Genomic DNA, 24,153 nt, shown 5'->3' with positions numbered 1-24,153 from the left:
GTATTCCTCAGATCAATTCGCGAACGTCGATGAAACGACCGTTGACGGCAGCGGCGGCGGCCATGGCCGGGCTGACCAGGTGGGTACGGCCACCGGCGCCCTGACGCCCTTCGAAGTTACGGTTGGAGGTGGACGCGCAATGCTCCCCCGACTCCAAACGGTCCGGGTTCATCGCCAGGCACATCGAGCAGCCCGGCTCACGCCATTCAAAACCGGCTTCGAGGAAGATCTTGTCCAGCCCTTCGGCCTCAGCCTGGGCCTTCACCAGGCCCGAACCTGGCACCACAATGGCTTGCTTGATGGTCGAGGCCACTTTGCGGCCCTTGGCGATCACCGCCGCGGCGCGCAAGTCTTCGATCCGCGAGTTGGTGCAGGAACCGATAAACACGCGATCCAACTGGATGTCGGTGATCGCCTGGTTGGCTTTCAAGCCCATGTACTTCAAGGCGCGCTCGATGGAGCCGCGCTTGACCAGATCGGCTTCCTGGGCCGGGTCCGGCACGTTCTGATCAACGGCCAGGACCATTTCCGGCGAGGTGCCCCAACTGACCTGTGGCTTGATCTGGGCCGCGTCGAGCTCGACTACGGTATCGAACACCGCATCGGCGTCGGACACCAGGTCTTTCCAGGCCTCGACGGCAGCCTCCCACTCGGCGCCAGCCGGTGCGAAAGGTCGGCCTTTGACGTATTCCACGGTTTTTTCATCCGCCGCGACCATGCCCACCCGGGCACCGGCTTCGATGGACATGTTGCAGATGGTCATGCGGCCTTCGATGGACAGGTCGCGAATCGCGCTGCCGGCAAACTCGATGGCATGCCCATTACCGCCAGCGGTACCGATCTTGCCGATCACGGCCAGCACGATGTCCTTGGCGGTCACACCGAACGGCAACTTGCCTTCGACGCGCACCAGCATGTTCTTCATTTTTTTGGCGACCAGGCACTGGGTCGCGAACACGTGTTCTACCTCGGAGGTGCCAATGCCGTGGGCCAGGGCGCCGAATGCACCGTGGGTCGAGGTGTGGGAGTCGCCGCAGACCACAGTCATGCCCGGCAAGGTCGCGCCCTGCTCCGGGCCGATCACGTGGACGATGCCCTGGCGCACGTCGTTCATCTTGAATTCGGTGATGCCGTACTCGTCGCAATAGTCATCGAGAGTCTGGACCTGCAAGCGCGAGACCTGGTCGGCAATGGCTTCGATACCGCCCTTGCGCTCTGGGGTGGTTGGCACGTTGTGGTCCGGGGTGGCGATGATCGAGTCGACGCGCCAAGGCTTGCGCCCGGCCAGTCGCAGGCCTTCGAACGCTTGGGGCGAGGTCACTTCGTGGATGATGTGACGGTCGATGTAGATCAGCGACGACCCATCATCGCGCCGTTTCACTTCATGGGAATCCCAGAGTTTGTCGTAAAGCGTTTTGCCGGCCATCAGTCGGTCCTCATCAGCGTCTTTCTATGCCCTGGGCGTTGACCGATTCAATAACCCTTTGGCTTGTGAGGCTGATGCTATGGCGTTACATTAAATAACTCAAATTCATATTTTTTATGCTTTGGATAACCAACTGGAATACCACTATGGACCTGGCCAACCTCAATGCCTTTATTGCCATCGCCGAAACCGGCAGCTTCTCCGGGGCCGGAGAGCGCCTGCACCTGACGCAACCGGCGATCAGCAAGCGCATTGCCGGCCTTGAGCAGCAATTGAAGGTGCGCTTGTTCGATCGGCTGGGCCGTGAGGTCGGCCTGACAGAGGCCGGACGCGCCCTGCTGCCCCGTGCCTATCAGATCCTCAATGTGCTGGACGACACTCGCCGCGCCCTGACCAACCTGACCGGCGAAGTCAGCGGGCGCCTGACTCTGGCGACCAGCCATCACATCGGCCTGCATCGCCTGCCCCCAGTATTGCGCACCTTTACCCGGGAATACCCGAATGTGGCCCTGGATATTCAGTTCCTGGACTCGGAAGTAGCCTACGAGGAAATCCTCCACGGCCGCGCCGAAGTGGCGGTCATCACCCTGGCCCCGGAGCCCCACAGCCTGGTGCGGGCCACCCCGGTGTGGGACGACCCCCTGGATTTCGTGGTGGCGCCCGAACACAGCCTGGCCAGTAACGGCACCATCAGCCTGACCGACATTGCCCGACACCCGGCGGTATTCCCCGGCGGCAACACCTTTACCCACCATATCGTGCACCGCCTGTTCGAGGCCCAGGGCCTGACGCCGAACATCGCCATGAGCACTAACTACCTGGAAACCATCAAGATGATGGTCTCCATCGGCCTGGCCTGGAGTGTGTTGCCCCGCACCATGCTTGATGATCAAGTGGCCAGTATCGCTTTACCGGGCATACAGCTCAGTCGCCAGCTAGGCTATATCGTGCACACCGAAAGGACGCTGTCGAACGCTGCGCGGGCTTTCATGAGCCTATTGGATGCACAGGTTGATCCGGCCGCGACGCCGGCATGAGGCCGTGCGGCCTGTAGACCCTGTTCCCGCGCCGAATGCCCATCGAGCCAAGGCCCCTTGATAATGCCCAACCCCGTCGATCCCGTGCCGCCGCTGCCCCGCATCCACGCCCTGGACCCCCAGCAGGCGGAACAAAGCTGGGAAAATGCCCCGCAGCTGTTGGCGGCGCTCAATGCCGCACGGCTCGGTGCCTGGAGCTGGGATATCGACTGCGGGCGGATCAGTTGGTCGCGCGGCACCCAGGCGCTGTTCGGTTTCGACCCCCGCCAGCCGTTGCCCAAGGACCTGGACTACCTCGACTTGCTGGCCGCCGAAGACCGCGGCCGCGTGATCCGCGCGTTTCACGCGGTCCTGGCCGGCGCGCCCTTCGAGCAAGCCATGCATCACCGCATCCAGTGGCCGGACGGCAGCCTGCACTGGCTGGAAATCAACGGCAGCCTGCAGCCGGATGCCTCGGGGCGCCGCCGGATGATCGGGGTGATCCGTGAAACCACCCAGCAGCGCGAACGCGAACATGCCCTGGGCCACTCGGAAAAACGCTTCGCCACGCTGTTCCACCTGTGCCCGAACATGGTCCTGCTGACCCGCCAGGAAGACGGCCTGATCAGCGAGGCCAACCAGTATTTCGAAAGCCTGTTCGGCTGGCCGGTCAACGATGCCATTGGTCGCACCACCCTCGACCTGGGGCTATGGGTCCACCCCGAGCAACGGGCCCTGTTGGTCAGGGCGACCCAGCGCAAAGGCGAACCGATCACCATGGAGGTGCAATTTCGCGCCAGCAATGGGCAAATCCATGACGGCACCCTCAGCGCGCAAAAGGTCGAACTCGACGGCCAGGCCTACCTCATCAGCACCTTCCTCGACACCACCGAGCGCAAGAACGCCGAGCAGGCTCTCAAGGACAGTCAGGAGCGCCTGGACCTGGCCCTGGACTCGGCCCAACTGGGCACCTGGGACTGGCATATCCCCAGCGGCATGCTTTATGGCTCGGCGCGGGCCGCACAGTTGCACGGCCTGGATCCGCACCCGTTCCATGAGTCCTTCGATGCTTTTTTTGAAGGCATGCCCGATGAAGAGCGCGCCAGCATGCGCGATGCCTATCGCACCCTGCGTGAAGGGCCGGCCGGCAACTACCAGTTGACCTACCGCGTGCAACTGGGAGACGGCAGCTCGCGCTACCTGGAAAGCCGCGCCCGCCTGTATCGCGACGCCCAGGGCGCGCCGCTGCGCATGGCGGGCACCTTGCTGGATATCACCGACCAGGTCGAACGTGAACAGCGCCTGAGCGCCTCCGAAGAAAAGTTCGCCAGCCTGTTCCTCGCCAGCCCCGACCCGATTTGCGTGACCACTCTGGCCAGCGGCGAATTCGTTGAAATCAACCCCAGCTTTACCCAGACCTTTGGCTGGAGCGCCGCCGAAGTCATCAACCACACCGCCGAGCAGATCGGCTTGTGGGATGAGCCGACCCAACGCCTGCAGCGCATCGAACAAGTGATTCGCGAACAGGCGCTGAGCAATGTGGCCATCATCGCCCATCACAAAAATGGCCAGCGCCTGACCTGCATGATTTCCAGCCGGTTGATCAAGGTCGGCCACCAGCGCTGCGTGGTCACTACCCTGCGCGATATCACCCAGCAACAGCGCTCGGAGGCGGCGCTCAAGGCCAGCGAAGAAAAGTTCGCCAAGGCCTTCCATTCCAGCCCCGACGCCGTGTCCATTACCGAGCGCGACACTGGGCGCTACGTGGAGGTCAATGACGGTTTCTGCCGCCTGACCGGCTACCGCGCCGAGGAAGCGATCGGCCTGACCCTCTACCAGATCGGTATCTGGGCCGACGAAAACCAGCGCACCACGCTGTTGGCCGAATTACAGGTCAAAGGCCGCATCCATCACATGGACATGCTCTGGCACAACAAACGCGGCGAGTTGCTGGCGGTGGAGGTGTCGGTCGAGCCGATTACCCTCAATGAAACGCCGTGCCTGCTGCTGACCGCACGGGATGTGAGCCTGCTGAAAAGTGCGCAGGCGCAGATCCGTCACCTGGCTTATCACGACCCCCTGACCAACCTGCCCAACCGCGCCCTGCTGATGGACCGCCTGAGCCAGCAGATCGCCTTGCTCAAACGCCACAACCTGCGGGGCGCGCTGCTGTTTCTGGACCTGGATCACTTCAAGCACATCAACGATTCCCTCGGCCACCCGGTGGGCGACACCGTGCTGAAAATCGTCACCGCACGCCTGGAAGCCAGCGTGCGCATGGAGGACACGGTGGCGCGCCTGGGCGGCGATGAGTTCGTGGTGCTGCTCAGCGGCCTGGAGGGTTCGCGAACTGAGGTCAGTAAACAGGTGCAATTGCTGTCCAACACCCTGCGCGAGTTGCTGTCCGAGCCAATGTTTCTCGATGGCCAGCGCTTGCAGGTCACCCCCAGTATCGGCGTGGCGCTGATCCCCGATCACGGCTCGACGCCGGCGGACCTGCTCAAGCGCGCGGATATCGCCCTGTATCGGGCCAAGGACTCGGGGCGCAACACCACGCAGATGTTCCATAACAGCATGCAACGCACTGCCAGCGAGCGCCTGCGCATGGAGACGGATCTGCGCCTGGCGTTATCACGGGGCGAGTTCAGCGTGCATTACCAGCCCCAAGTGGATGCCCGGGACAATCGCATTGTCGGCGCCGAGGCCTTGGTGCGCTGGCAGCATCCGCAACTGGGGGCACAGTCACCCACAGAGTTCATCAAGGTCCTGGAAGACAGCGGACTGATCCTTGAGGTCGGCACCTGGATCCTCGACGAAGCCTGCGCCACGTTTGCCCGCCTGATCGCCGAAGGCCTGGTGGAGCCGGAAGGCTTCAGCCTGTGCGTGAATATCAGCCCCCGGCAGTTTCGCCAGAACGACTTTGTCGAACGGGTGGAGCGCAGCCTGACGCAGCATCACTTGCCGTTCAGCTTGCTGAAACTGGAAATCACCGAAGGCATTGTGATTCAGAATCTGGACGACACCATCAGCAAAATGCGCCGCCTGAAAAAGCTCGGGGTCAGCTTTGCCATGGACGATTTCGGCACCGGTTATTCATCCTTGACCTACCTCAAGCGCCTGCCGGTCGATGCGTTGAAAATCGATCAGTCATTTGTGCGCGACGCCACCCACGACCCCAACGACGCCGAGATCATCCGCGCGATCGTGGCCATGGCGCGCAGCCTGAACCTGGAGGTGATTGCCGAAGGTGTGGAAACCCCTGAGCAACTGGCGTTCCTGCAAGGCCTGGGCTGCCATTTGTATCAAGGCTATTTGCACAGCCGGCCATTGCCCCTGGAGGCATTTACGCTGCTATTGAGGTAAGCGCAGGGAGAGCGCCAAATACCCTCAGCCCTGCACCTGCCTTACACCAACTTCAACGCACGCAGGAAGTAGTCCTGCCATTGCGATTGGACCAAATTGCACTTTTGCCCATACATATCCAGCATCCCGCCAATGACCACCACCGAGTGGTGGGAGTTGGCCAGGGTACCAATCGCCCCATTTATCAGTTCTTTTACCGTGCTTTCACGGACATAGGCCGACAGCCCAAGCCTGCGCAGCGCCGCTCCCGGATACTCACCGTCGTTCAGGGTTTCCATGGCCATCTCAAAACTCTGACGAGCACGGCCGTCGTTGTTCTCCCACTGCGCGCGCTTTGCACTCGCGGCGTACAAGAAATTGGCATCGGCCAGCAATGACGGATTGGTGCCCTTCAAGTTGGAGGCTGCCTGGGCCTTTCTCAGCTCATCATGGGTCAGGGTCAACTTATAAGAATCTCTCATGACCACTTCATAGCCTTCAGCGGTGACCGTGACCTTTTTAAAGATGTCTTGCGGGCGTTGCCCAAACCTCATCATCGCCGCCTTGATCGCTGATACGGTGACACAGTTGCCTTCTACCCCTTGATAAAAGCCACTCCAGATATCAGCGGGGGGGACACCCACGGGCGCACGGGATAACTTCAGCGCACCTGTCTCGAGACTTGCGGGCGATGCCTCCGGCGCCTGCGTGTCATTGAACAACATATACCCGTAACTTCGATCAACTCTTTGCTTGTGTCCGTAGTTATGCTGGGTGCTATCCATGACAAAGGCCGAGCCAAAATTATGTGTCTCCACCACACCCAACGCGCCGCTGGCGGCCATATCAGTAGTGGGCACAAACTGGGCAAAACCAATCATTCCCATGCCCCGCAGGCAGTTCTGCGTGGTTTCGCCTTCAAGGCTCTTGCGTAAGGCCTGCTCGAAACTGCCATATTCCCCGGTTTGTTGTTTACGCTTGGCAAACGCCGCCAGCACAACATTGGCATCGGCAATGGCCGAACTGTCATTGCCAGCAAATCGCGATGCCTTCGACGTCAGTTTTAGTTCCTCTTTGGAAATATGCACCTTAAACTCATCTTTCATCGTGATGTCATAACCATCCCCCGCGACTTTCACTTCCTCAAACATATCCCGTGGGTTTTGACCAAATGTCATCATCATCATTTTAATAACCGCCGCATGGGTGCTGCTATCAAAGCACTCACCAAAACCACGCGGGGTGGCGGTAAAAGCATTCAAGATATTATCGGGTTTCTTGCCACGTTTCGTCGACAACTCACCTGAGGAAAAACTATTGGCCGGCTCAAGAGCTGCCCTATAACCATCAGTAAATAACGGATTAAACATACTTATATTCATGACACCCCCTACCCACAACAATATTAAAGACACGACAAAAACGCATTGTTAAAAAACAACAAATGCCAGATATTGAAAAGCCAGAAAAATGAATAACAAAAACCTGCGCAGGATAACTACAACGACTCTTATTTTTAAAGCTTACTCGACAGCCCCCTCTACAACTTCACTCAACCGATCAGCGCCACTGCGTCCCCGTACGTTGGCGCCCTGCCTTTTCGGCCCCACAACTCCTCCCGGCCATCAATCACTGCAACCGAATGCAAGGCCCGATTGACCATCCCTACCTGTCCCCGGGCCAGGGTGCTTACAGGGACACGTTTCATATAATGTATTAAGCCCAGCCGCTGAAAACCTTCACCGGGACCATTTTCATCTTCGCCATTATTGAGACTGCGTATCGCCGCGCTAAAACTTCTCGCAGCCCTGCCATCGTTATTATCCAAATGCGCACGCTTGACACTGCAAGCAAACATAAACTCAGCATCCTTGAGTGCGCCTTTGTCTCGTCCAAAAAACCGTGCCCCTGCAGCCGCCTGCTTCAACTCCTGGTGGCTCACGGTCAAGTAATAGCCATCGCGCATCGTGACTTCATAGCCCTGGGCGGTTTTACGAACGCGTTTATAAACATCGGTAGGGCTTTGCCCAAACTTATGCATGGCTGCCTTGATCGCCGAAACAGTCACGCAATTGCCATCGGGCCCTTGGCGGAAACCGCCCCAGATATCGTCACACTTGGCCCCATTGCGCTTACTCGATAGGTCAGGAAGAGGTGTAGGTGCCGTCTCCGGTTCTGGCACTACCGGTGTTGGCTTGACCTCTGGTCTGACCGGCTCGGGAACAACCTTGACGGTGTCTTGTTCGTTACGGCCTGACAGCAATGCTGAAAGCTGGCTCAAGAAAGCGCTGAACATCGAAATAATAGCCTGCAAGTCCACCGCAGGCTTCTTCACCTCACCCGTCGCCCGCTTGAAGCAGTTTTTTACCGAGTGCTGACGGGAAGCCGTGCTGCCCCCCAAACGCTGTATCGAAGGCCTCTGGGTGGCGCCATGAAACGCCTCCCCCTGCCGTCCCGAACAATCACACATGAGGTGTACAGCGCTGTTAACGTTTAACACGGACATGATTCTGACCCCCACTAAGTGCCCCTCCGGCCGGTCACTGACCGGAGAAGCAACTGGTTGAATTTAAAGGTTTACAGGCTCTGAAGAGGTACTAGGGCCGACGAGAGAAGGCCGTAGCCCAACCCATTTCATCTGGACCGCAGTCTGGGCCCGGGGAGGTCAGGTCAGTCCCTGGCAACGGCTTGTCCGGCTGCACTGCTGGGGTTGGCAGTGGCAAGGCATCAGGTTCTACACGGGCGTCGGTCTGGGGTACTACCACCCTGGGTTCCGGGCCAGACTTCACGCGACTATCGACCACTGGCGGCGCCGGTTGGGGGACCACGCCGGGTTTCACACGACTGCTGATCATGGGCACGGGCCGCTGGGGCTCCAACTCGGGTGTCACATTCGCCGTGATCACGGGTACCAGCGACGCAGGTACCGAACCAGGCTTCGTACGAACGTCAATCGCCGAATGAGCGTCCGCCGGGCAATGGCAGTTGTTGATATTAACGTTCACCCGCACCACTGAGTCGGAGGACACTTTGGAGTCTGTATCTGGAACCCGGGGCAAGACCTTGATATCCGGCGACACTGCGGGTTGCTTGCCCGGGATTAAGGGCTTGCTCTCGGCCTGCTTGTCCGCCTCGACCAGCACTTTGGCGTCCTTGCCCGGAACAGCCGGCTGGCTTTCGGCTTGCGGCTTCTTCTCGGCCGGTTTGTCCGTCTCGAGCGGCACTTTGGTGTCCTTGCCCGGAACCGCCGGCTGGCTCTCGGCTTGCGGCTTCTTCTCGGCCGGTTTGTCCCTATCGAGCTGGTTTTTTAAGTCTTTGCCTGAAATTACCGGCTTACCCGCGTCAACCGGTGCTTTCAATTCCTTGCCTGGGAGGGCCGGGTTATCCCCAGGCTGGGATTTCACTTCAGTCGGCTTGTCCATTGTCGGCAAAACATCAGGAGAGTGTTTTTTGCCAGACAGCACATCTCGCATCGCCTTAAAGAGAAGTTCAAACATATCAAGCAGTTTTGAAAGTGCGTCGGTACTGACGACTGTACTTTCCCGCCCATTCGCAACGGTACGGTTATAATCTGGCAAAACACTCGGCTTAGCCCCCAGCGGCTTACTTGCGTCAACACTTCCAACCTGAGCAGCTACCGGCGCGGCCCGATCAAGCTGATGATTACCGACATTAACGCTCGGAGGATTATTAACAGATAGATAAGACATTAGTCATCCCTCTTTTCAGAAAAGCACCAGGGCATTCAAATACCCATAATCAACACGATTTACTGATGACTTGAAACGGTAGCAACCGAATCAAAGTCCATGATTTCGTGGAGCAAAAAGCGTTCGGGTTCCAGAAATCCCTGAAAACATAAGGACACTAATAGAGAACTTCAGACTTTTACCTATGGACTTCTGCAGAAAATCAGCTTCCCAGCGCTTTTCCTGGGGAAAACAACGTCATACCCGTTAATAAACTGCCTCGATGAAAAAAAACGTCATGATTCCTCAATCTTTCACAGGACGGCCCGTGATATTTCCCGCGCGAAAAATACAGTGGTCACGCACAGTAAAACCAAAAAACACAATCCGCTTCACACCTTCCAAACTTGGGCAAAACTAAAAACAAGTTACACACACTCACTAGTACAAAAAACCAATCGGCACTTTTCAACTAAACAACAACCGTAGCGCTACTGGTTAAATCACTTACTCCCGCCCTTAGCGCCTTAAACAAAAAAAGGGCGCCAGAGGCGCCCTTTCTTGAAGAGATGAAAAACTTAAAAATATAGACTCAGTGTTGCAGGGCCGGCTTCTGCCCCCCATTGATCGGGATGCGCTTGGCCTTTGCCTCTTCCGGCACTACTCGCAGCAGGTCAATGCTCAACAATCCATTGCTCAGGTCTGCGGCCTTGATCTCAATATGGTCCGCCAAGCGGAACGACAACTTGAAGGCGCGCTGGGCAATGCCTTGATGTAGATAGGTGACGTTCTCGGCCTTGGTGTCACGCTTGCCACCACTGACGGTCAAGACGCCTTTCTCTACCTGCAACTCCAAATCGTCTTCCTGGAAACCGGCCGCCGCGATCACGATGCGGTATTGGTCTTCAGCGTGCTTCTCGACGTTATAGGGTGGGTAGCTGCTGCCCGGCTCGTTGCGCAGCGCGGTTTCGAACAGGTCGTTGAAACGGTCGAAACCCACGGAAGAGCGAAACAGCGGTGCCAGGGAAAATGCGGTACTCATGGTCAAATCTCCTGAAATAATCAGCAAGGTTCTTTATCTCCACGACCCGAATTCGGCATCGTGTAATCCCTAGATAAGGACCGCCAAGTACATTTCAAGAGAGGCCATAAGAAAATTTTCAGACCCCTTGGGGGTGAGGCATTCCGAGCAAACGGCTGACCTGCTGAAGGTCGGTTTCCCGGCGCAGCGCGGTAAACAGCTCTACAGCTTGCGGGTAGTTGCGCGTCAGCATCGCCAGCCACTGCTTCAGACGACCTGGTGCCTGGCGCTCAGTCAGTTGCGCTACAGACTGCGTCCAGAACTCCCGAAGCATGGGCTGCATCTCCTCCCAACTCATCTCCACCACGTCTTCACCGGCACCTGCGGCGGCGATTTGCCGGGCCAGGTCGGGACGCGCCACCAGGCCGCGACCGAGCATGATGTCCTCGACACCGCTGATCTCGCGGCAGCGTCGCCAGTCTTCGACACTCCAGATATCACCGTTGGCGAACACCGGCACCTTGACCACGTCCTGCACACGCGGGATCCACTCCCAATGGGCTGGCGGCTTGTAGCCATCGGCCTTGGTCCGCGCATGCACCACGATATGTGCCGCACCACCTTCCGCCAGAGCAGTGGCACACACCAGCGCACCGTCCGGACTGTCGAAGCCCAGGCGCATCTTGGCGGTCACCGGGATATGCGCCGGCACCGCACGACGTACGTGCTCGACGATCTGGTTGAGCAGTTCCGGTTCCTTGAGCAGCACCGCGCCGCCGCGGGACTTGTTGACCGTCTTGGCCGGGCAGCCAAAGTTCAGGTCGATCACCTCAGACCCCAACTCACAGGCCAGCGCGGCGTTTTCCGCCAGGCACACGGGATCAGAGCCCAGCAACTGCACACGCAAAGGCACGCCCGCAGCGGTTTTGGCACCGTGCAGCAGTTCAGGAGCAAGCTTGTGGAAATAGGCCGGGGTCAGCAGGCGGTCGTTGACCCGGATAAATTCGGTCACGCACCAATCAATACCGCCCACCTGGGTCAGCACGTCCCGCAGGATGTTGTCGACCAACCCCTCCATGGGCGCCAAGGCAATTTGCATGGAAAACACTCAACGAAAAACGTGGCGCAGTTTACTGGGTTTCCCACAGCAACCGTTAACCCCCTTGTCAGATGTGGATCGCCACGCCATAGCCTTCGATAAACTCCGCCGGCATGCGCTTGGGCTTGCCGCTGGAGAGTTCGATACAGACAAAGGTGGTTTGCGCACGCAACAAGGTGGCGCCATCACTGGGGCGCATCAGTTGGAAGCGCCGGGTCATCTTCAGGCGCTGGTCCCAATCGACGATCCAGGTCGCCAGTTGCAACTCATCGCCTTCGTAGCCGGCTGCCAGATAGTCGATTTCATGGCGCACCACCGCCATGGCCCGATCCAGGCGCCGGTACTCGGCAAGATCCAGGCCCAGACGCTGGGAGTGGCGCCAGGCGCAACGCTCCAACCAGGAGACGTAAACGGCATTATTGGCATGCCCCAGGCCGTCGATGTCCTCAGCGGCCACCTGCAGATCAATGATAAACGGCTTTGCCAAGTCCCAGCCCATGCCCAGCTCCCGGTCGATTAATGTCGGCGGGCAGCAGTGTAACCCATCGCTTGGCTCAAGCGGTTTGCCGCGCCGGTTCACGGCAGCCGGCCAGCAGCGCCAGCACGCCTTCGACCACTCGCGGGTCGGCCAGGACCTTCTGATGCCCGCCTTGCTCCAGGCGCAACAGGCGGCTGTCGAACCAGGCCTCGTGGATCATCTGTGAGGCCTTGACCGGGACGAAGGTGTCGTCTTCGGCATGCACGATCAGCCCTGGGATATTCATTTGATAGTGGGCCACATCCAGGTGCTTGAGCGGGATGCCCAGGGCGTACTCGACCTCCTGGATAAACGCTGCACGCGCCCGCTCCGGCATGCCGACCACCGAGGCAAAGCCGCGCAATACATCGAGCAAACGGGAAGGGGCCGCAATGCTCACCAACGCATTGGTGCGCAGGCCCAATTGGATGGCCAGCATCGCACTGGCGCCGCCCATGGAGTGACCGACCACCGCGTGCAGCGGCGGCAACTCAGCGGCCGCTTCCAGCATCGCCCGGGCAAACAGCACCACGTGGGCCTCACGGCCCGGCGAGCGACCATGGGCCGGGCCGTCGAGGGCAATCACCGAATAACCGGCGCCCACCAATGCGTCGATCAAGCTGGCGAACTGGGTTGGTCGCCCTTCCCAACCATGCATCATCAGCACTGCCGGGCCCTGGCCCCAACGCAGCGCCGACAGGCCAAAACGCAAGGTGATGCGCTCGGCCTGCGCCAGCAGCGGCAATTCCCACGCACGGGGCGGCAGATCCCGAGGCGTCATGAAGGCGCGACGCATCTGGTTGGCGATGGTTTGCGGCGCCAGCCTGCCCACGGTGCCGTTGACACGGCGAATCCAGTTCAAGGTGCTCATCCCTTCACTCCCCAGGCTCACAAGCCTTGTTCAGCGCACTGCCGACTTGGAGGCGCGCAATACACGATCCGACAATTCGCCCGGCCCCAGGGCCCGGGCCAATGCCAGGCCGCCAATCATCAAGGCCATGTCGGCCAGGGCTTTGTCGGTGTCTTCCGGGCTGGCGGCCAGTTGCGCAGCCATCAGCTCGACGTGCTGGCTCAGCACATCGCGAAACTCATCCGGCAAGCGGCTCATCTCGCCCACCGTGGCCGGGATCGGGCAGGCCTGGGCGGTAGAATCGCGGTGCTTGCGCGACAGGTAGAACGCCGCCACCAGGGCGCGGCGCTCTTCGCCTGTCAGGCTAGGGTCCATATCTTCGATAGACGCCCGGCGCCGCGCCAGCAGTTGCTCGAACGCCTCCAGCATCAAGGCGTCCTTGCTTTCAAAGTGGGCGTAGAAGCCGCCAACGGTCAGGCCCGCGGCCCCCATGACCTCACCCACACTCGGTTCGGCCGGGCCACGCTGAATCAGCGCGGAGCTGGCGGCTTGCAGAATACGTTCACGGGTTTGCGCTTTTTTATCGCTCATGACGGCCTCCGAATATTACGGTTAAAATATTATCTTCATAATACTTTTTAGCAAGCGCTGAATTCGACCGCTGGTCAGAAGAGATTTTTGTAGAGGGAGGGAGAAAACCCAAACGCCAGACAAACAAAAGGGCCATTCAATAATCGAATGACCCTTATAAATCCCGCAGAGCGGGTAATCGTGGCGTCCCCTAGGGGACTCGAACCCCTGTTACCGCCGTGAAAGGGCGGTGTCCTAGGCCACTAGACGAAGGGGACACAAACCTTCTATACAACATGATCAGGCTGAGACTGATCAGTTCAAGGACGGTGTGGCCAGACCTTGAACCTGTAAATTGGTGGAGCTAAACGGGATCGAACCGTTGACCTCTTGCATGCCATGCAAGCGCTCTCCCAGCTGAGCTATAGCCCCGGATTTTTCGCCTCGCGGCGCAGCAGACCTTGCGAGCTGCTTGTTGAAACTGGCGTCCCCTAGGGGACTCGAACCCCTGTTACCGCCGTGAAAGGGCGGTGTCCTAGGCCACTAGACGAAGGGGACAAAACCTTCTGTACAACCTGATCAAGCTAGGCCTGATCAATTCAAGGACGGTGTGGCCAGACCTTGAACCTGTAAATTGGTGGAGCTAAACGGGATCGAACCGTTGACCTCTTGCATGCCATGCAAGCGCTCTCCCAGCTGAGCTATAGCCCCTCATCGGTGAGGACGGGGCGAATCTTAATGGCGCTTTGAAAGGCTGTCAAATTTATTTTCAACAATTTTCAAAGTTTTTTGCCGGGATAACAATCACTTACCGTCAAAACCCCGGAAAGCCGGGGTTTTGACCTTACCAGCGCTTAACTAGGCGATAGCACCCAGCAGCTTTTCCCATTCCTTGTTTTCTTTCTTCGACACACCGCCCAGCAAATCAAGGGCTTGGCGCAGACGGAAGCGGGTCAGGTCAGGGCCGAGGATTTCCATCGCATCAAGTACCGACACCGAACTGGCCTGCCCGGTAATCGCGGCAAACATCAGCGGCATGGCATCGCGCAGTTTCAACTCCAGGGACTCGACCACCGCCTGGATGGTTGCGGTGATGGCGTCCTTCTCCCACTGGCGCAGGCTTTCAAGCTTCCACAGGATCAACTGCATCAACTGGCGAACCTGGTCGGCCGAGAGTTTCTTCGACTCGAACAGCTTGGCATCCGGATTCACGCCCCCGGCAAAGAAGAAGCTGGCCAGCGGAGCGACCTGGCTGAACGTCTCCACCCTGCCCTGCACCAGCGGGGCAATCTTCATCATGTACTCGGGGTTCAACGCCCACTGCTGCACACGGCTGGCGAATTCTTCCACCGGCAGGTCACGCAGCCATTGGCCATTGAGCCACGACAGCTTCTCGATATCGAAGATCGGCCCGCCCAGGGAGACGCGGGACAGGTCGAAGTTATCGACCATTTCCTGCAGCGAGAACTTCTCGCGCTCGTCCGGCATCGACCAGCCCATGCGGCCCAGATAGTTGAGCATCGCTTCAGGCATGAAGCCCATGCGCTCGTAGAAGGTCACCGAGGTCGGGTTCTTGCGCTTGGACAGCTTGCTCTTGTCCGGGTTACGCAGCAGCGGCATGTAGCACAGCTGCGGCTGTTCCCAGCCGAAGTATTCGTAAAGCAGGATCAACTTGGGCGCCGATGGCAGCCACTCTTCGCCACGCAGTACGTGGGTGATGCCCATCAGGTGGTCATCGACCACGTTGGCCAGGAAGTACGTCGGCAGGCCGTCGGTCTTCATCAGCACTTGCATGTCCATGCGGTCCCACGGGATCTCCACATCGCCGCGCAACATGTCCGGCACCACGCACACGCCTTCGCTCGGCACTTTCATACGAATGACGTGAGGTTCACCGGCAGCCAGGCGCTGGGCCACTTCGTCTTTCGACAGCAGCAGTGCGCGGCCATCGTAGCGCGGGGTTTCGCCGCGAGCCTGTTGCTCGGCGCGCATCTGGTCCAGTTCTTCGGCGGTGCAGAAGCACGGGAAGGCATGGCCCATGTCGACCAGTTGCTGGGTGTACTTTTTATAGATGTCGCTGCGCTCGCTCTGGCGATACGGGCCATGTGGGCCGCCGACATCCGGGCCTTCAGCCCAGGTAATGCCCAACCAGCGCAGGGCATCGAAAATCTGCTGTTCCGACTCACGGGTCGAACGCACTTGGTCCGTGTCTTCGATCCGCAGGATGAATTCACCGCCGTGCTGCTTGGCAAAGCAGTAGTTGAACAAGGCGATGTAGGCAGTACCGACGTGGGGATCCCCAGTAGGCGATGGCGCGATGCGCGTGCGGACGGTGGTCATGGCGGGTCTCGAATGGGCAATAAAGCTGAAAATAAAACAAGGGGCGAATGGTAACAGCCCCAAGCCCCCCGGCTCCAGCGTGGGCCGATCAACAAAGGGCATATAAACCAAGGTTGGGGCTGCAACCGCGAGATAGCTATTTGGCAGATCGTTAGCTGGCTATATTCCATTGCCTTTCGTAACCGACACTGCGCCGCCATCGCAGGCAAGCCAGCTCCCACATGTTGAAATGCATTGCACATGTGGGAGCTGGCTTGCCTGCGATGAGGCCCGCCCCATCAACGCAACTTCAGACCGTCAGCAACCGCTCGCGCAACTTGCCAATCTCATCGCGCATCTGCGCCGCCGCTTCAAACTCCAGGTCCCGCGCCAGCTGGTACATCTTCTCTTCCAGTTGGCGGATACGCTTGGTGATTTCGCTCGGCGAGCGCAGTTCGTTTTCGTACTTGGCGTTTTCCTCGGCAGCCTTGGCCATGCCTTTGCGCTTCTTGCTGCGCGAGCCCGGTACGGTGGCGCCTTCCATAATGTCGGCCACGTCCTTGAACACGCCCTTGGGGGTGATGCCATTGGCCAGGTTGAACGCAATTTGCTTGTCGCGGCGGCGCTCGGTTTCGCCGATGGCCCGCTCCATGGAGCCGGTGATGCGGTCGGCATACAAAATCGCCCGGCCATTGAGGTTACGCGCCGCACGGCCGATGGTCTGGATCAGCGAGCGCTCGGAGCGCAGGAAACCCTCCTTGTCCGCGTCAAGGATCGCCACCAGCGACACCTCGGGCATGTCCAGGCCTTCACGCAGCAGGTTGATGCCCACCAGCACATCGAACGTGCCCAGGCGCAGGTCGCGGATGATCTCCACGCGCTCCACCGTGTCGATGTCCGAGTGCAGGTAACGCACGCGCACGCCGTGGTCGGCGAGGTAATCGGTAAGGTCTTCGGACATGCGCTTGGTCAGCGTGGTGACCAGCACCCGTTCTTCCAGAGCCACGCGCTTGGTGATCTCCGACAGCAAGTCATCGACCTGGGTCAGGGCCGGGCGGATCTCGATTTGCGGGTCGACCAGGCCGGTGGGACGCACCAGTTGCTCGATCACCCGGCCAGCATGCTCGGCCTCGTAGTTGCCCGGCGTGGCGGACACAAAGATGGTCTGCGGGCTGATGCTTTCCCATTCGTCAAAGCGCATCGGCCGGTTATCCAGCGCCGAAGGCAGGCGGAAGCCGTACTCCACCAGGGTTTCCTTGCGCGAACGGTCGCCTTTATACATGGCACCGACTTGCGGCACGCTGACGTGGGATTCGTCGATCACCAGCAAGGCGTCTGCCGGCAGGTAGTCGTAGAGGGTCGGTGGTGGCGCGCCGGATTCGCGCCCCGACAGGTAGCGCGAGTAGTTTTCGATGCCGTTGCAGTAGCCCAGCTCGAGGATCATCTCCAGGTCAAAACGCGTGCGCTGCTCCAGGCGCTGGGCTTCCACCAGCTTATTGTTGGCGCGCAGGTATTCGAGGCGCTCGGCCAGCTCGGCCTTGATCCCCTCCATGGCATCCAAAAGGGTTTCACGGGGTGTCACATAGTGGCTTTTTGGATAGAACGTGAAACGCGGCAGTTTGCGGATCACTTCGCCAGTCAATGGATCGAAGGCCGACAAACTCTCGACTTCATCGTCGAACAGCTCGATCCGGATCGCTTCCAGGTCCGACTCTGCCGGGTAGATGTCGATCACGTCGCCACGCACGCGGAAGGTCGCGCGGGCAAAGTCCATATCGTTGCGGGTGTATTGCAAATCCGCCAGGCGCCGCAGCAAGGCGCGCTGGTCGAGTTTGTCGCCGCGATCGACGTGCAGCACCATCTTCAAATAGGTTTCCGGGCTGCCCAGGCCGTAGATGCAAGAAACGGTGGTGACGATGATCGCGTCCTTGCGTTCCAGCAGCGCCTTGGTCGCCGACAGCCGCATCTGCTCGATATGGTCGTTGATCGACGCATCCTTCTCGATAAAGGTATCGGAGGACGGCACATAGGCTTCGGGCTGGTAGTAGTCGTAGTAGGAGACGAAGTACTCCACCGCGTTGTTCGGGAAGAACGCCTTGAATTCACCGTACAACTGCGCGGCGAGGGTCTTGTTCGGTGCCAGCACCAGGGTCGGGCGGTTGATCTGCGCGATCACGTTGGCAATGCTGAAGGTCTTGCCGGAGCCGGTCACCCCAAGCAAGGTCTGGTGGGACAGGCCAGCCTCGATGCCTTCGACCATCAGGCGGATGGCCTCGGGCTGGTCGCCAGCAGGTTCAAAGCGGGTGACTAGTTGGAAATCCGACATAACGTACCTCTTGAAGTCACCCCAGACTGTAAACCCGTCGGGGACGAAAAAGACCACAGCCTGCTAAATATCAGAGCGAGCCGTAGGAAAAAACCATGATAGCTGTAGAAGTGGAGGCGAATGTGACGGGTTTCAAGGCAATCGTCCTGCATGCCTGCGGCCATCAATGTTGCAATAAGACTAACGGTCGATAAATAAACCGAAAAACTTGGCCGAAAAGCCATTTCGGCTGTCGCCGCGAGCGGTGTTGGCCTCTATACTAGCTCCCCGTTTGTGCACCGCTCTAGTGCATTCGGCTGGAGCGCGACACGTCCCTCCATTCCCCCATAGAGCTGCCGCAAAAATGAGCCTGTTCTCCGCTGTCGAAATGGCACCACGCGATCCTATCCTGGGCCTCAACGAAGCATTCAACGCCGATACCCGTACTGACAAGGTCAACCTTGGCGTGGGCGTTTACTGCAACGAGGAGGGGAAGATTCCACTCCTGCGTGCCGTTGCCGAAGCGGAAGCCATTCGCGTGGCGCAACACGCCGCCCGTGGCTACTTGCCGATTGATGGCATTGCCGCCTACGACCTGGCCGTGCAAAAGCTGCTGTTCGGCACTGAGTCGCCGCTGTTGAGCGCTGGTCGGGTGATCACTGCCCAGGCCGTTGGCGGCACCGGCGCACTGAAAATCGGCGCTGACTTCCTCAAGCAACTGCTGCCCAATGCCGTAGTTGCCATCAGCGACCCAAGCTGGGAAAACCACCAGGCGCTGTTCGAAAAAGCCGGCTTCCCGGTACAGACCTATCGTTATTACGACGCGGCCACCCACGATGTGAACCGCGCCGGCCTGCTGGAAGACCTCAACGCCCTGCCCGCCCAGTCCATCGTCGTGCTGCACGCCTGCTGCCACAACCCGACCGGCGTCGACCTGAGCCCGGCCGACTGGAAAGACGTGCTGGAAGTGGTCAAGGCCAAAAACCTGGTGCCGTTCCTCGACATGGCCTACCAGGGCTTTGGCGACGGTATCGACGAAGATGCCGCCGCCGTGCGCCTGTTCGCCGAGTCGGGCCTGACCTTCTTTGTGTCCAGCTCGTTCTCCAAATCGTTCTCGCTGTACGGCGAGCGCGTGGGCGCACTGTCCATCGTCAGCGAATCGAAAGAAGAAAGCGCGCGCATCCTGTCCCAGGTCAAGCGCGTGATCCGCACCAACTACTCCAACCCGCCGACCCACGGCGCGGCGATTGTGGCGGCAGTGCTCAACAACCCAGAGCTGCGCGCCCAGTGGGAAGCAGAACTGGCCGAAATGCGTTTGCGCATCCGCGGCATGCGCGAGCAGATGGTCAGCGACCTGGCCAAGGCTGCTCCGGGCCACGACTTCAGCTTCGTCGGTCGCCAGCGCGGGATGTTCTCCTACTCCGGCCTGACCGTAGAGCAAGTCACCCGCCTGCGCAGCGAGTTCGGTATCTACGCCCTCGACACCGGCCGCATCTGCGTGGCGGCGTTGAACCAGGCGAATATCGCTGCCGTGACCAAGGCGATTGTGCAGGTGCTGTAAGCCTGATCGCGGGGTACGAAGGGGGAAGCCAGTGGCTTCCCCTTTCCATTTGTGCCCCCCGTGGCGAGCAAGCTTGCTCGCGCTGGGCTGCGCAGCAGCCCCAATACCTGCCACCCTGAACTTACTGGACCACCACGGTGCCTGAACAAGGGGCCGCTATGCGCCCCAACGCGAGCAAGCTCGCTCGCCACAACAAGTTCACCACTTGCGGCGCCCAACCCCTAGACTGAACACCGACTGCCCCTTTGCTGCGAGAGCCTTATGAGAAACGACGACCTGGACCTGCGTGCCGACCGCGACGAACTGGATCACTTCACCCCGCGCACGCCCCCAGCCAAGCGGCAAAAAAGCCTGGTGCTGCAAGTCGCCCTGGGCGTCTTCCTCGGCGGCCTGGCCTTGTGGCTGGTGCAACTGGGGGCCACGGCGCTGATGGCGAAACTGGCGATGGGCACCCTGCAGTTTGGTGGCTAGCTTGCCGACTCCTACAGGGGAATGCGTTCCTGTAGCAGTTGCACAAAGCTGTCCAAACTCTGCGACACCGTGCCCCGACGCCAGATCAGCCAGGTGTTGAGCAGGCGGAACTCGTCGGCCAACGGCCATACGCTGACCGTGGTAAACCCCGGCATGCTCTCCAACATGCTGCGCGGCATCAGCGCCAGCCCGGCGCCGGCGCTGACACAGGCGAGCATGCCGTGGTACGACTCCATCTCGAAAATCTTCCCCGGCATCGCGCCGTCCTGGGAAAACCAGCGCTCAAAGTGGTGCCGGTATGAGCAGTTGGAGCGAAAGGTATAGATGTTCTCACCGTTCACATCCTGCCCACGGCTGATCGGCGCGTGATGCAAGGGCGCAATCACCACCATCTCCTCCTCAAACACCGCCACTCCCTCCAGGGTCGGGTGCAACACCGGGCCATCGACAAACGCCGCCGCCAGTCGCCCCGATAACACGCCTTCGATCATCGTGCCCGAGGGCCCGGTGGTCAGGTCCAGTTCGACCTTGGCGTGTTTCTGGTTGTAGGCCGCCAGCAATGCCGGGATTCGCACGGCGGCGGTGCTTTCCAGCGAGCCCAGGGCGAAGGGGCCCTGGGGCTCCTCACCCGCCACGGTGGCGCGGGCCTCTTGCACCAGGTCAAGGATGCGCCGTGCATAACCGAGGAAATTCCAGCCGGCAGGCGACAGGCGCAGTCGACTTTTCTCACGGATAAACAGCTCGACACCCAGGTCCTGCTCCAATTGCTTGATACGGGTGGTCAGGTTCGATGGCACCCGATGAATCAGCTGTGCGGCGGCGCTGATGCTGCCTTGCTCGGCCACGGCCTTGAAAATCTCCAACTGCACCAGATCCAAGTCATTCTCCAATCGTGAACGTATTGCTTAATATTATTCAGTTCCCGGAAAAGATACAGCCCCGTACGCTGGACACCTTCTCCAACACTGCGCAGGACGGTGCCATGAACGCTATCACTCACCAGACCCATGCCTTGTCGATCAACCCCGCCAATGGCGAAACCGTCGGCAGCTACCCGTACGAATCCGCCGCGCAACTGGATGCCGCCCTCACTCGCGCCAGCACCGCCTTTCACAAGGGTCGCCATACGCCAGTGGCACAGCGCGCCGAATTGCTCCTGGCCCTGGCCGGCGCCCTGCGCGAACAAGCCGAAGAAATGGCGCAAATGATCACCCTGGAAATGGGCAAGCCCATCGCCCAGGCCCGTGGCGAAATCGAGAAATGCGCCTTGCTGGCCGAGTGGTACGCCGCCCACGGCCCGGCCATGCTCGCCCCGGAACCGACCCTGGTGGACAACGGCAGCGCCCAGATCGAATATCGCCCCTTGGGCCCGATCCTCGCGGTAATGCCGTGGAATTTCCCGGTGTGGCAAGTGCTGCGCGGCGCCGTGCCGACCATGCTCAGCGGCAATACCTACGTGCTCAAGCACGCGCCCAACGTGATGGGCAGCGCCTACCTGATGCAAAAGGCCTTCCACAAAGCCGGCTTCGCCGATGGCCTGTTCGAAGTGATCAACGTCACCCCCGACGGCGTGTCCAAGGCCATCGCCGACCCACGCATCGCCGCCGTGACCCTGACCGGCAGCGTGCGCGCCGGCATCGCCATCGGCTCGCAAGCCGGCGCCGCGCTGAAAAAGTGCGTACTGGAACTGGGCGGCTCCGACCCCTTTATCGTGCTCAACGACGCCGACCTCGACGCCGCCGTGCAAGCGGCGGTGATCGGCCGCTTCCAGAACTCCGGCCAGGTCTGCGCCGCCGCCAAGCGCCTGATCATCGAGCAAGGCGTGGTCGAGGCGTTCACCGCCAGATTCCTTGAAGCCAGCCGCCAACTGGTGATGGGCGACCCGACGTCGAGCGACACCTACATTGGCCCCATGGCCCGCTTCGACCTGCGTGACGAGCTGCACGCACAAGTCCAGGCGACCCTGGCCGAAGGCGCCACCCTGCTGCTGGGCGGCCATCCTATTGAAGGCGCGGGCAACTATTACGCCCCCACCGTCCTGGCCAACGTCACCGACCAGATGACCTCGTTCAGACAGGAACTGTTCGGCCCCGTCGCCTCGATCATCAGCGCCCGCGACGCCGAGCATGCCGTGGCCCTGGCCAACGACAGCGAGTTCGGCCTCACTGCCAGCCTCTTCACCCGCGACCCAGCCAAGGCACGCGAGATCGCCAACCAGCTGGAAACCGGCGGGGTCTTTATCAACGCCTACAGCGTGTCCGATCCTCGGGTGGCGTTTGGCGGAGTGAAAAAGAGTGGATTTGGCCGCGAACTGTCACATTTCGGCGTGCGGGAATTCTGCAATGCGCAGACGGTATGGATAGATCGGCGGTAGGCCGATAGTCAAGATTGCTCATTGCCAGCCTGCAGGTTCGGGATATGATCAGGCCGATATTTGAACCGGACTGCACTGACCTATGCCCGTTGACCTGCAAGCGCTCTACCCCAAACTGATCCATCTGATGCTGGATACGGTTTTCGTGGTCGACAGGGACAATCAGATCGCATTTGTCAGCGATGCCTGCGAGACGCTGCTCGGCTACCGTGCCGACGAGTTGACCGGCAACTTGATCACCGACTATATGCACCCTGAAGACCTGGCAACCACCCGAGCCTCGATCATCCGAGTGATGAACGGCCAGCCCCACGTCGATTTCCGCAACCGCTATCTGCGCAAGGATGGCAGTGTCGTGCATATCCTGTGGGCGGCATTCTGGTCCGAGGATGTGGGCGCCCGGATCGGCGTGGCGCGGGACATCACCGCCCTCACCCAGGCCGAGGAGGAACTGCGCTTTCTCGCCCACCACGACCCACTGACCGCCCTGACCAATCGCTCGTTGTTCAATGATCGGCTGGACTCCGCGTTGCGCAACGCGCGCCGCCAGAACAGCACACTGGCGCTGCTGTTCCTGGATATCAATGATTTCAAGGGCATCAATGATGTGCATGGACATGCCGCCGGCGACCGCGTGCTATGTGCCATTGCACGACGCCTGGAAGGCTGTGTGCGGGACACCGACACAGTAGCGCGGATGGGTGGGGATGAATTCACCGTGCTGTTGACCGATCTTCATTCAGAAGAGGCGGTGGCCGAGAAGGTACAGCAGATCCTTGCCATCATGGCCGAACCGCTGGGCCCTGAGTTTGGCCCGGTGACAATGCCATCGTGCAGCATCGGCGTAGCCCGTTACCCGGCTGACGGGGACAATGCCGATACGCTGCTCAGCCATGCCGATGGTGATATGTACCGGCTGAAGAAACTCCACCGCGCGGCCGCCAAGCGAGCTATTTGTTGAAGCGGCGCAGTTGTGCCGGTTCGGGCTCACTGGCAGGCCAACGCGTGTAGGCCATCAACGGTTATTGCGCAGGATCGAGAAATTCAACGCCGCCGCGACACTCAGCCACGCCAGGTACGGGAACAGGATTAACCCGGTGATCAGGTCCAGGCGCACCGCCAGCACCACCATCGCCGCCACGGTGAGCCAGAGCAGCGTGATGATCAGCATCCCCGCAAGAATCCGATGCGCGCCGAAGAACACCGGGGTCCACAGCGTATTCAAGGCAATCTGCGCCGCCCACAGGGCCAGCACCGTCTGACTGCCGGGGATCAGGCTCAGGCGGTAACCGGCCCAGGCGAGTAGCAGGTAGATGATCGTCCAGGCCACCGGAAACAACCAATTGGGTGGGGTGAAGCGCGGTTTGACCAGGGATTGATACCAGGTGCCGGGCTTGAACATGATGCCGGTGCTGGCAGCGGTAGCGCAGGCGAGCAGGAAGATGAAGAACGTCATGGTCGGTCCCTATATGGATGGCGCACGCAGTTGGCACCGTAACTTCTCAAATGACCCAACCTTGCGGCCATAAATTCAATCGGCCCCGAAACGAATCCGCTTAATTGACCGGTTTTCGCGTAGCCCGCACCTTTTTC

At 59.9% G+C, this 24,153-nt stretch carries 19 protein-coding genes and 4 tRNA genes; 6 read left to right on the top strand and 17 right to left on the bottom strand.

Annotation, left to right across the window (positions count from 1 at the left end; genetic code table 11):
• Positions 1 to 7 precede the first annotated feature (7 nt).
• On the bottom strand, positions 8 to 1,426 hold the full coding sequence (gene leuC / locus PSFL_RS21135; RefSeq protein ID WP_057438604.1) for a 3-isopropylmalate dehydratase large subunit: 1,419 nt from the start codon (positions 1,424 to 1,426) through the stop codon (positions 8 to 10).
• 146 nt (positions 1,427 to 1,572) lie between these two features.
• Between leuC and PSFL_RS21130 the strand changes: the two genes are divergently transcribed.
• Both PSFL_RS21130 and PSFL_RS21125 read left to right on the top strand, forming a co-directional pair.
• On the top strand, positions 1,573 to 2,463 hold the full coding sequence (locus tag PSFL_RS21130; RefSeq protein WP_057438603.1) for a LysR family transcriptional regulator: 891 nt from the start codon (positions 1,573 to 1,575) through the stop codon (positions 2,461 to 2,463).
• 63 nt (positions 2,464 to 2,526) lie between these two features.
• Positions 2,527 to 5,805 carry an EAL domain-containing protein gene (locus tag PSFL_RS21125; protein ID WP_397470447.1) on the top strand — a complete coding sequence of 1,093 codons (3,279 nt, stop codon included), beginning with the start codon at positions 2,527 to 2,529 and terminating at the stop codon, positions 5,803 to 5,805.
• Positions 5,806 to 5,846: 41 nt separating this feature from the next.
• Here PSFL_RS21125 and PSFL_RS21120 read toward each other — a convergent pair whose 3' ends face one another.
• The 14 genes from PSFL_RS21120 to uvrB all read right to left on the bottom strand — a co-directional run bounded on the left by PSFL_RS21120 (position 5,847) and on the right by uvrB (position 18,175).
• Positions 5,847 to 7,154, bottom strand: coding sequence for a hypothetical protein (locus tag PSFL_RS21120; protein ID WP_397470446.1), 1,308 nt, complete (start codon positions 7,152 to 7,154; stop codon positions 5,847 to 5,849).
• A gap of 182 nt (positions 7,155 to 7,336) precedes the next feature.
• Entirely contained in the window at positions 7,337 to 8,119 is a 783-nt protein-coding gene (locus PSFL_RS21115; protein WP_258558635.1) for a hypothetical protein, read from the bottom strand.
• 262 nt (positions 8,120 to 8,381) lie between these two features.
• Positions 8,382 to 9,494 carry a hypothetical protein gene (locus PSFL_RS21110; RefSeq protein ID WP_397470445.1) on the bottom strand — a complete coding sequence of 371 codons (1,113 nt, stop codon included), beginning with the start codon at positions 9,492 to 9,494 and terminating at the stop codon, positions 8,382 to 8,384.
• 571 nt (positions 9,495 to 10,065) lie between these two features.
• Positions 10,066 to 10,515, bottom strand: a complete 450-nt coding sequence (locus PSFL_RS21105) for an Hsp20 family protein (protein ID WP_057438600.1) — start codon at positions 10,513 to 10,515, stop codon at positions 10,066 to 10,068.
• Positions 10,516 to 10,633: 118 nt separating this feature from the next.
• Positions 10,634 to 11,593, bottom strand: coding sequence for a tRNA dihydrouridine synthase (locus tag PSFL_RS21100; protein ID WP_397470444.1), 960 nt, complete (start codon positions 11,591 to 11,593; stop codon positions 10,634 to 10,636).
• A gap of 67 nt (positions 11,594 to 11,660) precedes the next feature.
• Positions 11,661 to 12,092 (bottom strand): thioesterase family protein, encoded by a 432-nt coding sequence (locus PSFL_RS21095; RefSeq protein WP_057438598.1) that lies wholly within the window; start codon positions 12,090 to 12,092, stop codon positions 11,661 to 11,663.
• Positions 12,093 to 12,147: 55 nt separating this feature from the next.
• Entirely contained in the window at positions 12,148 to 12,981 is an 834-nt protein-coding gene (locus PSFL_RS21090; protein ID WP_115128640.1) for an alpha/beta hydrolase, read from the bottom strand.
• Between the two features lie 30 nt (positions 12,982 to 13,011).
• A complete protein-coding gene (locus tag PSFL_RS21085) occupies positions 13,012 to 13,551 on the bottom strand; it encodes a TetR/AcrR family transcriptional regulator (RefSeq protein WP_057438596.1) in 540 nt (179 codons plus the stop codon).
• A 181-nt stretch (positions 13,552 to 13,732) separates the two neighbouring features.
• A tRNA-Glu gene (locus tag PSFL_RS21080) sits at positions 13,733 to 13,808 on the bottom strand.
• Between the two features lie 78 nt (positions 13,809 to 13,886).
• Positions 13,887 to 13,962 (bottom strand) — tRNA-Ala (locus PSFL_RS21075).
• A gap of 50 nt (positions 13,963 to 14,012) precedes the next feature.
• Positions 14,013 to 14,088: transfer RNA gene (locus tag PSFL_RS21070), tRNA-Glu, on the bottom strand.
• A 77-nt stretch (positions 14,089 to 14,165) separates the two neighbouring features.
• Positions 14,166 to 14,241: transfer RNA gene (locus PSFL_RS21065), tRNA-Ala, on the bottom strand.
• Between the two features lie 147 nt (positions 14,242 to 14,388).
• On the bottom strand, positions 14,389 to 15,870 hold the full coding sequence (gene gltX, locus PSFL_RS21060) for a glutamate--tRNA ligase (protein ID WP_397470443.1): 1,482 nt from the start codon (positions 15,868 to 15,870) through the stop codon (positions 14,389 to 14,391).
• Between the two features lie 289 nt (positions 15,871 to 16,159).
• Positions 16,160 to 18,175 carry an excinuclease ABC subunit UvrB gene (uvrB, locus tag PSFL_RS21055; RefSeq protein WP_057960188.1) on the bottom strand — a complete coding sequence of 672 codons (2,016 nt, stop codon included), beginning with the start codon at positions 18,173 to 18,175 and terminating at the stop codon, positions 16,160 to 16,162.
• 343 nt (positions 18,176 to 18,518) lie between these two features.
• Between uvrB and PSFL_RS21050 the strand changes: the two genes are divergently transcribed.
• Positions 18,519 to 19,715, top strand: coding sequence for an amino acid aminotransferase (locus PSFL_RS21050; protein WP_057960189.1), 1,197 nt, complete (start codon positions 18,519 to 18,521; stop codon positions 19,713 to 19,715).
• Positions 19,716 to 19,976: 261 nt separating this feature from the next.
• Positions 19,977 to 20,186 (top strand): hypothetical protein, encoded by a 210-nt coding sequence (locus tag PSFL_RS21045; RefSeq protein ID WP_057438594.1) that lies wholly within the window; start codon positions 19,977 to 19,979, stop codon positions 20,184 to 20,186.
• Between the two features lie 11 nt (positions 20,187 to 20,197).
• Here PSFL_RS21045 and PSFL_RS21040 read toward each other — a convergent pair whose 3' ends face one another.
• On the bottom strand, positions 20,198 to 21,064 hold the full coding sequence (locus PSFL_RS21040; RefSeq protein ID WP_057438593.1) for a LysR family transcriptional regulator: 867 nt from the start codon (positions 21,062 to 21,064) through the stop codon (positions 20,198 to 20,200).
• Positions 21,065 to 21,168: 104 nt separating this feature from the next.
• On the opposite strand from PSFL_RS21040, the gene PSFL_RS21035 reads away from it, so the two are divergent.
• The gene (locus PSFL_RS21035) at positions 21,169 to 22,560 is read left to right on the top strand and encodes an aldehyde dehydrogenase family protein (protein ID WP_198849257.1); all 1,392 of its coding nucleotides are present in this window, start codon (positions 21,169 to 21,171) and stop codon (positions 22,558 to 22,560) included.
• A gap of 82 nt (positions 22,561 to 22,642) precedes the next feature.
• A complete protein-coding gene (locus PSFL_RS21030) occupies positions 22,643 to 23,521 on the top strand; it encodes a sensor domain-containing diguanylate cyclase (protein WP_170044362.1) in 879 nt (292 codons plus the stop codon).
• Between the two features lie 54 nt (positions 23,522 to 23,575).
• Here the strand turns inward: PSFL_RS21030 and PSFL_RS21025 are convergent, their stop codons facing one another.
• Positions 23,576 to 24,016: a TspO/MBR family protein gene (locus tag PSFL_RS21025; RefSeq protein ID WP_170059680.1), complete on the bottom strand. Its 441-nt coding sequence runs from the start codon at positions 24,014 to 24,016 to the stop codon at positions 23,576 to 23,578.
• Positions 24,017 to 24,153: the final 137 nt, after the last annotated feature.

The sequence above is a fragment of the Pseudomonas sp. DD1 genome, from assembly GCF_044510355.1.
Classification (GTDB): domain Bacteria; phylum Pseudomonadota; class Gammaproteobacteria; order Pseudomonadales; family Pseudomonadaceae; genus Aquipseudomonas; species Aquipseudomonas shahriarae.
This window is presented reverse-complemented; position numbering and strand designations above follow the sequence as displayed.